The organism is Rhizobium sp. 01T417, from assembly GCF_056398905.1.
The window spans coordinates 157,383-170,190 of the sequence record NZ_JBFTQH010000005.1 but is presented as its reverse complement, the minus strand read 5'-3'; the positions used below and the strand labels follow the sequence as shown (position 1 = coordinate 170,190).

Sequence of the window (12,808 nt, the reverse complement as noted above, 5' to 3'; positions counted from 1 at the left end):
AGGCGTGTGGCCGCCGTCCGGCTTTGCTTCAAAGAAACGCTTCAATGATTACCTGCTATCTGCGTTACACGATCGACCCACACAAGGTGGCCGAATTCGAGGAGTATGCGCGCCTCTGGATTCCGATCGTCAATCGAATGGGAGGCACGCATCACGGCTATTTCCTGCCGTCCGAGGGCGCGAACAACATTGCCATTGCGCTGTTTTCGTTTCCGAGCCTCGCGGCCTACGAAGACTATCGCACGCGCATGGCAAGCGAACCCGAATGCCAGGCCGCGTTCGATCTCGACAAACGAAATCGCAGCATCATCAGCTACGAGCGCAGCTTCATGCGCCCTGTTCTTGGCTGATCGATAGAAATGGAAAGCCCCGCTCTGGCGGGCCCGCTCTGGCGGGGCTTTCAGTTTGACGTTGGGCTCTAGCGGATCGCCTTGTCATTGGCATCGAACCGATGCATGTGGGCCATGTCCGGCGTCGCATAGACGATCTCGTCGGGCTCGTACTGATGCTCACCGAAAAGGCGCGCGGTGATCAGGCCGCACTGCTCGGATTCGAGATAGATGATCGTGTCCGCGCCGAGATGTTCGACGTGGACGACCTTCGCCCGCCACGTGCCCTGCTCGCGCGAAAGGGTCAAGTGCTCTGGGCGCACGCCAACAGTCTTTGCCGCGGCATCGCTAACCTTGTCACCCGGAATGAAGTTCATCATCGGCGAACCGATGAAGCCCGCAACGAAGGTGTTTGCAGGGCGGTTGTAGAGCTCCATTGGCGAGCCGACCTGCTCGATCGCACCGGCATTCAACACCACGATCTTGTCGGCAAGCGTCATCGCCTCGACCTGGTCGTGGGTGACGTAGATCATCGTCGCCTTGAGGCTGCGGTGCAGGCGCGCGATCTCAAGACGCGTCTGAACGCGCAAGGCTGCGTCGAGGTTCGACAACGGCTCATCGAAGAGGAAGAGCGCCGGCTCGCGCACGATCGCGCGGCCAATAGCGACGCGCTGGCGCTGACCACCGGAAAGCTCCGCCGGGCGCCGCGCCAGATAAGGCTCAAGCGACAGCATCGAGGACGCCTTGGTCACCCGCTTGTCGATCTCATTTTTCGGCGTGCCGGCCTGCTTCAAGCCGAGGCCCATGTTGTCCTTGACCGTCAGGTGCGGGTAGAGCGCATAGGATTGGAACACCATCGCGATGCCACGCTTGGCGGGAGGCGTCAGCGTCTCTTCCTTGCCATTGATGAAAACGGCGCCCGAGGTGACATCCTCCAATCCCGCAATGCTGCGCAGGAGGGTTGACTTGCCGCAGCCCGAAGGTCCGACAAAAATGACGAACTCGCCGTCCTTGACCTCTAGGTCGATGCCCTTCAGCACCTCATGCGTGCCGTAGGTCTTGCGGATGGATTTGAGTTGAAGCGATCCCACTAGTCGTAATCCTTACAGTTTGACCGGCTCTTGGAGCTTGACGGCTTGGCCGGTACGCACGCTTTCGTCGGCGGCGAGGCAGATGCGCAGCGAAGCGACGGCGTCTGCCATGTGGCGGTTAAGGTCGATATCCTCGCGAATGGCCTTCAGCATGAAGGCCTGCTCGCGGTCGCAGAGTTCCTGATGGCCTGGTTCTCCCGCCATCGTCATGTCCTGGTCCGGCCGTATGAACTTGCCGTCGGTTCCTGTCTCCGCCGTGTGCAGGCGAATGACTGAAGTCTTGGTGTGAGCGTCGATATCGTCGGACTTGGCGTTCGGATCCATCACGATCGAGACCGATCCCTTCGGCGACATGATGTCCTTCACGAAAAACGCCGTCTCGGAGATCATCGGGCCCCAGCCGGCCTCGTACCAGCCGACTGAACCATCCTCGAAAAGCACCTGGAGCTGGCCGTAATTATACATATCGGGCGCGATTTCGTCCGATAGACGCAGTCCCATGCCGCGCACTTCCACCGGTTTAGCGTCCGTGATCTGGCACATGACGTCGACATAATGCACACCGCAATCGACGATCGGAGAGGTCGTCTGCATCAACGACTTATGTGTTTCCCAGGTCGGACCGCTGGACTGCTGATTGAGATTCATGCGGAACACATACGGCCCACCGAGCTTGCGCGCCTCTTCGATCAGCCGCATCCAGGATGGATGGTGGCGAAGGATATAGCCGATCACCAATTTCCGGCCGGCCTTCTTCGCCGCCACCACGACGCGCTCCGCATCCGCAACGGTTGTTGCGAGCGGCTTCTCGACGAAAACGTCGCAACCAGCCTCGAAGGCAGCGACCGCATAGTCCGCATGCGTGTCCGAATAGGTGCAGACCGCACAGAGATCCGGTTTCAGCTCGGCAAGAGCGGCCTTGAAATCCGAATAGATCTTGTAGCCCCGTAGTTCCTCCGGCAGATCAGGCGTCGAGCGATTGACCAGCCCGACAATCTCGAAACCGGGATTGTTGTGATAGGCCAGCGCATGGCTGCGTCCCATGTTGCCGAGGCCGGCGACGAGAACGCGGATTGGCTTGGTCGTCGAACTCACTTGACCGCTCCCGAAGTGATGCCGCGGATGAGCTGCCGCGAGAAGATGACGTAGAGAACGAGGATCGGCAGGATCGCCAGCGAAAGCGCGGCAAGCACGGCGTTCCAATTGGTCACGAATTGCCCAATGAAAATCTGCGACCCGAGGGTGACGGTCTTCGTCGCCTCAGCGGGCGCCAGGATCAGCGGGAACCAGAGATCGTTCCAGATCGGGATCATCGTGAAGACTGCAACCGTAGCCATTGCCGGGCGCACCAACGGGATGACGAGCCGGAAGAAGATCGCATATTCCGACAGCCCATCGATGCGGCCGGCATTCTTGAGGTCGTCGGAGACGGTCCGCATGAATTCCGACAGGATGAAGATCGCCAGCGGAATGCCCTGCGCAGTGTAGACGAGGATCAGCGCCGTCAGCGTGTTCACGAGACCGGCGGCCACCATGCCCTGCAGGATTGCGACCGTACCAAGGCGGATCGGGATCATGATGCCGATCGCCATATAGAGGCCGGTCAACGTGTTGCCACGGAAACGGTATTCGGAGAGCGCGAAGGCGGCCATCGCGCCGAAGAGCAGCACCAGCGCGATCGAAACGATGGTGACGATGAAGCTGTTCTGGAAGTAAGTGGCGAAATCACCCTGCCCCAGCACTGTTCGATACCCGACAAGACTGAAGGTCGAGGGCGTCGGCACCTGCAGCGGCGAGCGGAAGATCGCGTTACGGTCTTTGAACGAGTTGATGATCGTCAGGAACACCGGAAAGATGGCAACCAGCGTATAGCCGATGAGCGCCAGGTGGACGAAGCTGGTGCGGATGGGGGATGTGCGTGCTCTGTTGGACATGGCACACTCCTCAGAACTGGTACCGGCGCATGCGCCGCTGGATGGCAAAAAGGTAGAACGACACGCCGGCGAGGATGATCAGGAACATCACCGTCGCGATCGTGGCGCCCATCGAGCGGTCGCCAAGCTGAAGCTGGAAACCGAAGAAGGTGCGGTAGAGGAGCGTACCCAGGATGTCGGTCGACATATCAGGCCCGGCAAGTGCGCCCTGCACGGTGTAGATCAGGTCGAAGGCGTTGAAGTTGCCGACAAAAGTCAGGATCGAGATGATGCCTATGGCGGGCAGGATGAGCGGTAGCTTGATCTTCCAGAACTGAGCCCAGCCGGTGATGCCGTCGCATTCGGCAGCTTCGATCACCTCTTCCGGGATACTGAGCAGCGCAGCGTAAATCAGCATCATCGGAATGCCGATGTACTGCCAATTCGAGATCAGCGACACGGCAATCAGCGCCGACCCGGACTGCCCTAGCCACGGCGCGAACAGGCTCTTCATGCCGACAAGGCTCATCAGCCACGGGGCAACGCCCCAGATCGGCGAAAGGATGAGCTTCCAGATGAAGCCGACGATCACGAAGGAAAGCAGCGTCGGCAGGAAGATTGCGGTGCGGTAGAACGCGACGAACCGCAGCCGTGGCGTCGACAGCAGCGCCGCCAGCGCGATGCCGATCGGGTTCTGCACGCACATGTGAATGACGAAGAATATGAAGTTGTTGACCAGCGCGTTCCAGAAGTCGTGTGCCCAGCGCGCATCGCCAAACAACACCTTGTAGTTCGCGAGCCCGACGAAGACAGGCGCACCGTCGACAGTGTTGTAGAACGAAAGCCTCAGCGTTTCGATCAGCGGCAGGATCATGATCGCCGAATAAACGACAAATGCCGGGAAGAGAAAGACGCCGACGTGCCAGCGCACAGGGCGCTTAATGGGAACAACATCGACAGCGGATTCGGCTACGCTCATGGCTTTTGCCTGTTCTTCTTAGCTGCACCTATGGCGCAGCGCGTCTGACACAACGGGCAGAACGCCCTTTCCCTCTAGTCATCTCCCCGCCCTTCGGCTTTCGAAGGCGGCGGGGAGAAAAAGAGCGGATACGAAATTGGCTTTGAGCCGGAATGAGGGACGGCTAACGCCGCCCCTCACATCTCAATCACTTGGCAGGCTTGAACCAGCTGTCGAGGCCGTCCTGCAGCTTCTTGGCGGCATCGGCTGGCGTCACGGTGCCGTTGACGACGTTCGCCGAAGCAACCCAGGTTTCGTTTTCGAGGTTCGGCGTACCACGCGACAGAATCTGGTACGTCGAGCGGATCGTCGACTTGAACGGGCCGCGCCAGGAAACGAATTCCTGGGCCAGCGGATCAGCCATCTTCACCGGCGTCGAGTTCAGGCTGAAGAAGCCCGGCAACGAGTTGGCGTAGATTTCGGCGAATTCCGGCGAGGCGACCCAGGTGAGGAACTTCTTGGCTTCCTCGGCATGGGTGCTCTTGGCGTTCAGGCCGACAGCGATATCCGGATGGTCGGAGATGTAGCCCTGGTCGCCAGCTTTCGGAACCGGCGGCGGGAAAGCGCCCATCTTGAACTGGGCCTGGCTGTTGAACAGCGAGATTTCCCAGGAACCGGCCGGGTAGATGGCGGCGCGGCCGAGCGTAAAGAGGTTCTGGCTGTCCGAATAGGTCTGGGCTTCGAAACCGTCACCGAGATAGGGCTTCCACTTGGCGATTTGTTCGAAAGGCTGGACCCATTCCGGATCGGTCAGCTTCTGCTTGCCTGAGATCAGCGCCAGACGACCGTCTTCGCCCTTCCAGTAGTTCGGACCGACGTTCTGGTAGCCCATGGTTGCGGCTTCCCAGAGATCCTTCGTGCCCATGGCGAGCGGAATGTAGGTGCCGTCCGCCTTGATCTTGTCGAGGGCGGCGAAGAATTCCTCTTCGGTCTTCGGAACGGAGATGCCGAGCTTGTCGAAGGCATCCTTGTTGTAAATGAAGCCATGGATGACCGAGGCCATCGGCACACAGAAGGTGGACTTGCCGTCATCGGTTGTCCAGGCGGCCTTGGCGACGGGCGAGAAGTTCTCCATGCCCGGCAGGCTCGTCAGATCGGCGAGCTGCTTCTTATCAAAGATTCCGAGCGAAGGGTCGAACGGCCGGCAGGTGATGATATCACCGGCGGAGCCGGCATCGAGCTTGGCGTTCAGCGAAGCGTTGTACTCGGTCGGCGCGGTCGGCGAGAAGACGATCTTGATGCCGGGGTTCTTGGCTTCGAACGCCGGGATAATCTTTTCCTGCCAGATCTGCAGGTCGTCGTTACGCCAGCTCTCGACCGTCAGCGTAACGTCGGCGGCATGAGCAAAGCCCACTGATGTCAGCAGGCTGGACGCCAGCAGGAAGCCTCTAAGTGCGGTGTTCTTCATTTCCCTCTCCTGTTTTATGCGCCGGTGAGGCGCTGTTCCTGACCTGAAACCAGCGTTCGCGTGCATGAGGTGACACGCAACGCCACTCGAGGGCCGTCAGCAGCTGCCGGCCCGAAAGCTCAAAATCGGCGCGACAGATAACACCTGTCGACCAGACGGCGCACCCGAACAAGAAACCGATCCGGCGCAGCCATGAAAGGGAAAGCTGACGGCAAATGAACGGATCGAGAGCGACGGTGTCGCTACGGCCGGATCTGCATTTCATCGAGTGACCCGGCTTATCTCTATCCTGCCGTTTATCGCTGCTCGATGCGCTGTTCCCTTGAGTTGAATTAAGGCCAAAAAAATACCAATTGTCCAGCCGATTTTAACACTCGAACGACAGAAAAGTCGTCAAAAAAATTTTATTCATAAAAATCAGATAGATAAAAAGATGATTTTTCGCCACGCTTTTGACTTGGTAAATGGTATTTTTTTGGTATTGTAGTGAAAACAAGGGGAATGGGCGGATTTGGTGGTTCAATGACAGAACTTGCGATCGGCATTGACGGCGGAGGCTCCAGCTGCCGCGCCGCAGTCACGGATGCGACAGGGCGCATTCTGGGCCGTGGCACGGCCGGCCCGTCGAACATCCTGTCCGACCTCGAAAACTCGCTGCTCAATATCGTAGCGTCAGCCGAAAACGCGTTGAATGACGCCGGCCTTTCCTCTGAAACCGTTTCCAGCGTCTCTGCCGTCGTCGGCGTCGCCGGCGCGAATGTGGGCGACTATGCCGAACGCATCGAGCGTGCCCTGCCTTTTGCCCGGCGCCGTGTCGTAACAGATGCGACGACGGCACTCCAAGGAGCGCTCGGCGATTCCGACGGTGTGATTGGAGCGTTCGGAACGGGCTCGGTCTACAATGCGCGCCGCAACGGAAAGCTCTACGGCATTGGCGGCTGGGGATTCGTCGTCGGCGACCAGGCCAGTGGCGCTCGCCTCGGCCGGGACCTGCTGGAGCAGTCTTTGCTGGCCCATGACGGGGTGCGCCCCTCCTCCCCGGTCACCCAGACCGTCATGGCTGAATATGGCGACGATCCTGAGCGCGTCGTCGAGTTCGCCCACGTCTCCCGCCCGAATGACTTCGCCCGCTACGCGCCCGTTGTGTTCGAGGCCGCTGCCAAGGGCGACTCGGTCGCGACGGCGATCGTGCAGAACGCAGCAGCCTCGATCGGCGAGAGCCTGGATGCGTTGCTCTGGCCGGAATGCGAGGTGATCTGCCTGTTGGGCGGACTGGCAAAGGCCTATCGTCCATGGCTTGCTGAACGTCACGCTGTCCTGCTGCGTGAGCCGAAGGGCGACGTCCTGCAGGGCGCCATTGATCTCGCAGTGAAGTTTCTCCACGAGGAAGGAAGAGGCGCGGCATGACCGACGATTTTGCAAGCCTCCTTTCCCCCGAACGTCTTCAAGCCGGCGGCACAGGCCCGCTTTATGTAAAGCTGCGCCGCACGCTGGAAGATGCCATTCGCACTGGCACGCTCAGTCATGGCGATGCCCTGCCGCCTGAGCGCGACATCGCGGAACTGGCGACCGTCAGCCGGGTGACCGTGCGCAAAGCGATCGATGAGCTTGTCGCGGACGGGTTGCTCATCCGCCGCCACGGTTCCGGCACCTTCGTGACAAAGCCGGTATCGAAGGTCGAACAGCGCCTCTCGCAGCTCACCTCCTTTACGGAGGATATGGCCCGTCGCGGCATGACCTCCCGCTCCGAATGGCTGCACAAGGGTATCCACACGCCCTCTCCCGACGAAATGATGATTCTCGGTCTCGCGACCGATGTCAGGGTCTCACGCCTCAGCCGATTGCGCATCGCCGACGACCAGCCGCTGGCCATCGAAAATGCCAGTGTTTCCGGCGAGTTCCTGCCCGATCCTTTCGTGGTGACAACGTCGCTCTATGAGGAGCTCGAGCGTCGCCAGGTCCGGCCCGTCCGCGCGGTGCAGAGAATTTCGGCGACCAACATGAAAGAGGTCGATGCCCATCTTCTCGGCGTTCCCGTCGGCGCCGCAGGGCTGTCGATCGAGCGTATTTCATACCTTGGTTCGGGACGCGCGGTCGAATTCACCCGCTCGCTCTACCGCGGGGATGCCTATGATTTTGTCGCCGAACTGACGATCGGTCCGTCGTGATTCCTTGTCGCATTGAATGGACGGCAATGCCCGTCTATTGATGGCACCCATGACAAGTCGCATCACTATCCTCGACACCATCTCCGATCCCGGCAATCCCGCAAAGCCGAACGACGACAGCTTCGGCCATAACGACGCCTGCGCCTTCGTAATCGACGGTGCGACGGGCCTCGGCGATCGCCAATATATGGATGAGGGAGGTAGCGACGCCGCCTGGATCGCCCAGCACTTCGCCCGTGGCTTTCAGGATCGGATTACCCGTGACAGCAGCGTCTCGGAGATTGCTCGCAGCCTGTCTCTGGCAGCCCGCACGGAGTTCTTAGCCCACAACGAGAGCGTCCCGCGCTACGCGTGGCCGCTGACCGCCTTTGCCATGTTGCACCACACGCGCGACGGTTTCCACTTCGTCGGCCTTGGCGACTCCTGCCTCTTTCTGTTGCAGGAAGACGGCTCGGCAGCGATGCACATGGCTATTCCCGGTGCCTATGAGTATGAACAGAACCAGGCGCGAAAGCACATTGCACGCACGGGCGGCATTACCAAGGAAGGTGGCGCGCTCGGCAATTCCGAAACGCTCGCCCTATTGCGCCAGCACCGAGAGCGCCAGAACACGCCGGCAAGCGGCGTCTGGACCCTCGGCCTCGTGCCGGAGGCGGCCGATCATCTGGTTTCAGAGCGGCTGGATATCAGGGGCAAAGCGCACGCCATCGTCTGCAGCGACGGTTTTTCAGACCTCGCGGTCCTTTACGCGACCTATGATTCTACAAGCTTGGTGCGCACTGCACTCGCCAAGGGTCTGCGGCCGATGCTCGACGAACTTCGGCGCTTCGAACGCGAGATTGATCCCGAAGGGCTCCGCTATCCACGCTACAAGCAGAGCGACGACACCACGGCGTTGCTTGTCGAGTTGACACCCAGCGCCTGAGGCGATTTTCGATTCAGATTCAGTGCGTTGCGACCAAGAGCTAAATCAATCCCTCTGGTCCTTGAATCAAATACTGAAGACGCCGCCGATCAGGCAGCGTCCTCGATTTCCTCGTCACGCTTGCGCGGTACGTAGTTGAGGACCGGTCCAAGCCAACGTTCGACCTCGGCTACGTCCATGCCCTTCCGGGCTGCGTAGTCCTCGACCTGGTCCCGCTCCACCTTGGCGACGCCGAAGTAGTAGGATTCGGGATGGCCGATGTAGATGCCGGAGACCGACGAACCCGGCCACATCGCATAACTCTCGGTGAGCTGCACGCCGGCAGCCTTTTCGGCATCGAGCAGAGCAAACAGCGTCTTCTTCTCGGTGTGATCGGGCTGCGCCGGATAGCCCGGCGCCGGACGGATACCGGCATATTCCTCGCTGATCAGCTGCTCGTTGGAGAGATGCTCATCCTTGGCATAACCCCAATATTCGCGACGAACCTGCTCGTGCATGCATTCCGCAAAGGCCTCCGCGAAGCGATCGGCCAGCGCCTTCAGGAGGATCGACGAATAGTCGTCGTTCGCACGTTCGAAGCGTTCCGCGATAGCGATCTCTTCGATACCGGCTGAAACGACGAAGCCGCCGACATAGTCGTGAATGCCGCTGTCGGCTGGCGCCACGAAGTCCGACAATGCGACGTTCGGCCGGCCATCGCGCTTCGAAAGCTGCTGGCGCAGCGTAAAGAAGGTGGCAAGCTCCTCCTTGCGGCTATCGTCCTTGAACAGCCGGATATCGTCGCCGACCGCGTTCGCCGGCCAGAAGCCGATGACGGCGCGCGGGTTGAACCACTTCTCGTCGATGATCTTCTTCAGCATGGCCTGCGCGTCGGCCCACAGCGCGCGAGCCGCCTCGCCCTGCTTTTCGTCTTCGAGAATTGCCGGGAACCGCCCACGCAGCTCCCAGGTCTGGAAGAACGGCGTCCAGTCGATGTACTTGGCGATCTCGGCAAGATCGTAGCCGTCGAATACCTTGGTGCCGAGGAAGCTCGGCTTTGTCGGCTTGTAGGCCGCCCAGTCGACCGCAGCGGCATTTTCACGGGCACGTGCCAGCGGCAGGCGCACCTTCTCCGCCTCGCTGCGGGCGTGCGCTGCAGCGACCTTCGCATATTCGGCGCGGATGTCGGCCACATAACCGTCGCGACCTTCAGGTGACAACAGCGAGGAAACGACACCGACCGCGCGGCTGGCATCCGTCACATAGACGGTCTGGCCCTTGTTGTAGCCCGGGTGGATCTTGACTGCCGTGTGGACACGGCTGGTCGTCGCGCCACCGATCAAGAGCGGCAGGTCCAGTCCCTGACGTTCCATTTCAGCGGCGACATGCACCATTTCGTCGAGCGACGGGGTAATCAGGCCGGAGAGGCCGATGACATCCACCTGCTCGGCGACGGCAGTCTCGAGGATCTTCGTTGCTGGCACCATGACACCGAGATCGATGATCTCGTAATTGTTGCAGGCGAGAACGACACCGACGATGTTCTTGCCGATATCGTGGACGTCGCCCTTCACGGTCGCCATCAGGATCTTGCCGGCAGCCTTGCGCTCGTCGCCGCCGTTCAGTCGCTTCTCCTCTTCCATGTAGGGAAGGAGTACCGCGACCGCCTGTTTCATCACGCGCGCCGACTTGACGACCTGCGGCAGGAACATCTTGCCGGAGCCGAAGAGATCGCCGACCACGTTCATGCCGGCCATCAGCGGGCCTTCGATGACATGCAACGGCCGCTCCGCTTGCTGACGGGCTTCCTCGGTGTCGGCTTCGATATATTCGGTGATACCGTTGACCAGCGCATGCTCCAGCCGCTTTGCGACCGGCCATTCGCGCCAGGTGAGATCCTGCACCTTCGCTTCCCGGGTGCCGGCACCACGATAACGCTCTGCCACTTCAAGCAGCCGCTCGGTCGCGTCGGCGCGGCGGTTCAGCACGACGTCTTCGCAGGCTTCGCGCAGCTCCGGGTCGATATTGTCATAGACCGCCAGCTGACCGGCATTGACGATGCCCATGTCCATCCCCGCCTGGATGGCGTGGTAAAGGAACACGGCGTGCATCGCCTCGCGCACCGGCTCGTTGCCGCGGAACGAGAAGGACAGGTTCGAGACGCCGCCCGAAATATGCACCAGCGGCATCGTCTTACGGATCGTCCGCGTCGCCTCGATGAAGTCGACGCCATAGTTGTTGTGCTCCTCGATGCCGGTCGCGACAGCAAAGACGTTCGGATCGAAGATGATGTCCTCAGGCGGGAAGCCCGCCTTTTCAGTCAGGATCTTGTAGGCGCGCGTGCAGATCTCGACCTTGCGCTCGTAGCTGTCTGCCTGCCCCGTCTCATCGAAGGCCATGACCACGACGGCCGCGCCATAAGCGTGCAGCAGCTTCGCCTGCGCCAGGAAGTTCTCTTCGCCTTCCTTGAGCGAGATCGAGTTGACGATCGGCTTACCCTGGACACGCTTCAGGCCGGACTCGATGATCGAGAACTTCGAGGAGTCGATCATCACAGGCACGCGAGCGATATCCGGTTCGGCGGCGATCAGGTTCAGAAACTCGATCATCGCCTTTTCGGAATCGATCAAGCCCTCGTCCATGTTGATGTCGATGATCTGCGCGCCGTTTTCAACTTGGTCGCGTGCCACATCGAGCGCTGCCGTGTAGTCGGCATTGGTGATCAGCTTGCGGAACTTGGCGGAGCCCGTGACGTTGGTGCGCTCACCGACGTTGACGAAGGGAATGTCCTTGGTCAGCTCGAACGGTTCGAGACCCGACAGCGACATGAAGGGGCGATGCTCGGGAATCGGGCGTGGCTTGTACTTCGCCACCACCTCAGCGATCGCCTTGATATGTTCAGGCGTCGAGCCGCAGCAGCCGCCAACGATGTTGACGAGGCCTTCGCGTGCAAACTCGTCGATCTGCGCCGCCATCAGTTCCGGCGTCTCGTCATACTGGCCGAACTCGTTCGGCAGGCCAGCATTCGGATAGGCGCAGATGAAGGTATCGGCAACGCCCGACAGCTCCTGCAAGTGCGGACGCATGGCGTTGGCGCCGAGTGCGCAATTCAGGCCGATCGTAAACGGGTTGGCGTGCCGCACCGAGTTCCAGAACGCCGACGGCGTCTGGCCGGACAGGGTACGGCCGGAAAGATCGGTGATCGTGCCGGAGATCATGACCGGCAGGCGGATGCCCTTCGCCTCGAAGCGCTCCTCGCAGGCAAAGATCGCGGCCTTCGCATTCAAGGTGTCGAAGATCGTCTCGATGAGGATGATATCGGCGCCACCATCGATCAGGCCGTCGATCTGCTCGCCATAAGCGATGCGCAGGTCGTCGAAGCTGACGGCGCGGAAGCCCGGATTGTTGACGTCGGGCGAAATCGACGCGGTGCGGTTCGTCGGGCCGATGGCACCGGCGACGAAACGACGACGGCCGTCCTCGCGCTCAGCACGGATCGCGGCGCGGCGCACGATCTCGGCGCCCTCCTTGTTAAGCGCATAGACTTCGCCTTCCATCGCATAGTCGGCCTGTGCGATGCGGGTCGACGAAAAGGTGTTGGTCTCCAGAATATCGGCGCCGGCCTTTGCGTATTTGTAATGGATCTCTTCGATCGCATCCGGCTGCGTCAGGATCAGCAGGTCGTTGTTGCCCTTCTGATGGCAGGCACAACCGATGAAGCGATCACCACGAAAATGGTCTTCGTCGAAGCCAAGCCCCTGGATCTGCGTGCCCATGGCGCCGTCAAGAACGAGGATACGTTCACTGGCAGCTTTCTTGAGCGCCGCAAACACTTCGCTACCGTCGCGCTTTGTCCCTTCGGGACTAAACAGAGTATCAAACACGGGCGGACTCCTTGACGTCGTTACAGGCCAATTGGTCAAATCACATAAAGATATCTTTATGTCAATATATGCCCATCATGTGGCGCCTTTGCG

10 protein-coding genes are annotated in these 12,808 nt (G+C 60.4%); 4 read left to right on the top strand and 6 right to left on the bottom strand.

Annotation, left to right across the window (positions count from 1 at the left end):
* Positions 1-44: 44 nt before the first annotated feature.
* On the top strand, positions 45-350 hold the full coding sequence (locus AC1DPR_RS07870) for an NIPSNAP family protein (protein ID WP_018116403.1): 306 nt from the start codon (positions 45-47) through the stop codon (positions 348-350).
* A 68-nt stretch (positions 351-418) separates the two neighbouring features.
* Here the strand turns inward: AC1DPR_RS07870 and AC1DPR_RS07865 are convergent, their stop codons facing one another.
* From AC1DPR_RS07865 to AC1DPR_RS07845, 5 genes are all read right to left on the bottom strand, one after another.
* Positions 419-1,420: an ABC transporter ATP-binding protein gene (locus tag AC1DPR_RS07865; protein WP_018857123.1), complete on the bottom strand. Its 1,002-nt coding sequence runs from the start codon at positions 1,418-1,420 to the stop codon at positions 419-421.
* Between the two features lie 12 nt (positions 1,421-1,432).
* Entirely contained in the window at positions 1,433-2,515 is a 1,083-nt protein-coding gene (locus AC1DPR_RS07860; RefSeq protein ID WP_113471570.1) for a Gfo/Idh/MocA family protein, read from the bottom strand.
* On the bottom strand, positions 2,512-3,354 hold the full coding sequence (locus AC1DPR_RS07855) for a carbohydrate ABC transporter permease (protein WP_018857125.1): 843 nt from the start codon (positions 3,352-3,354) through the stop codon (positions 2,512-2,514). Before AC1DPR_RS07855 ends, AC1DPR_RS07860 begins: the two co-directional genes overlap by 4 nt.
* Before the next feature lie 10 nt (positions 3,355-3,364).
* On the bottom strand, positions 3,365-4,312 hold the full coding sequence (locus AC1DPR_RS07850) for a carbohydrate ABC transporter permease (RefSeq protein ID WP_018116212.1): 948 nt from the start codon (positions 4,310-4,312) through the stop codon (positions 3,365-3,367).
* Between the two features lie 187 nt (positions 4,313-4,499).
* Entirely contained in the window at positions 4,500-5,759 is a 1,260-nt protein-coding gene (locus AC1DPR_RS07845; protein WP_113471569.1) for an ABC transporter substrate-binding protein, read from the bottom strand.
* A gap of 522 nt (positions 5,760-6,281) precedes the next feature.
* On the opposite strand from AC1DPR_RS07845, the gene AC1DPR_RS07840 reads away from it, so the two are divergent.
* From AC1DPR_RS07840 to AC1DPR_RS07830, 3 genes are read left to right on the top strand one after another with little or no spacing between them, the layout of a single operon-like run.
* Complete coding sequence (locus AC1DPR_RS07840; protein WP_113471583.1) at positions 6,282-7,166, top strand: N-acetylglucosamine kinase; 885 nt, start codon at positions 6,282-6,284, stop codon at positions 7,164-7,166.
* The gene (locus tag AC1DPR_RS07835) at positions 7,163-7,927 is read left to right on the top strand and encodes a GntR family transcriptional regulator (RefSeq protein ID WP_018857128.1); all 765 of its coding nucleotides are present in this window, start codon (positions 7,163-7,165) and stop codon (positions 7,925-7,927) included. Before AC1DPR_RS07840 ends, AC1DPR_RS07835 begins: the two co-directional genes overlap by 4 nt.
* A 49-nt stretch (positions 7,928-7,976) precedes the next feature.
* Positions 7,977-8,852: a protein phosphatase 2C domain-containing protein gene (locus AC1DPR_RS07830; RefSeq protein ID WP_112645365.1), complete on the top strand. Its 876-nt coding sequence runs from the start codon at positions 7,977-7,979 to the stop codon at positions 8,850-8,852.
* A gap of 89 nt (positions 8,853-8,941) precedes the next feature.
* On the opposite strand, the gene metH is transcribed toward AC1DPR_RS07830, so the two are convergent.
* The gene (metH, locus tag AC1DPR_RS07825; protein WP_113471568.1) at positions 8,942-12,715 is read right to left on the bottom strand and encodes a methionine synthase; all 3,774 of its coding nucleotides are present in this window, start codon (positions 12,713-12,715) and stop codon (positions 8,942-8,944) included.
* Between the last annotated feature and the right edge of the window lie 93 nt (positions 12,716-12,808).

Coding starts and splice junctions, on each gene's coding strand:
- AC1DPR_RS07870 (WP_018116403.1), top strand. CDS start 45: ATGATTACCTGCTATCTGCGTTACACGATCGACCCACACAAGGTGGCC.
- AC1DPR_RS07855 (WP_018857125.1), bottom strand. CDS start 3,354: ATGTCCAACAGAGCACGCACATCCCCCATCCGCACCAGCTTCGTCCAC.
- AC1DPR_RS07850 (WP_018116212.1), bottom strand. CDS start 4,312: ATGAGCGTAGCCGAATCCGCTGTCGATGTTGTTCCCATTAAGCGCCCT.
- AC1DPR_RS07845 (WP_113471569.1), bottom strand. CDS start 5,759: ATGAAGAACACCGCACTTAGAGGCTTCCTGCTGGCGTCCAGCCTGCTG.
- AC1DPR_RS07840 (WP_113471583.1), top strand. CDS start 6,282: ATGACAGAACTTGCGATCGGCATTGACGGCGGAGGCTCCAGCTGCCGC.
- AC1DPR_RS07835 (WP_018857128.1), top strand. CDS start 7,163: ATGACCGACGATTTTGCAAGCCTCCTTTCCCCCGAACGTCTTCAAGCC.
- AC1DPR_RS07830 (WP_112645365.1), top strand. CDS start 7,977: ATGACAAGTCGCATCACTATCCTCGACACCATCTCCGATCCCGGCAAT.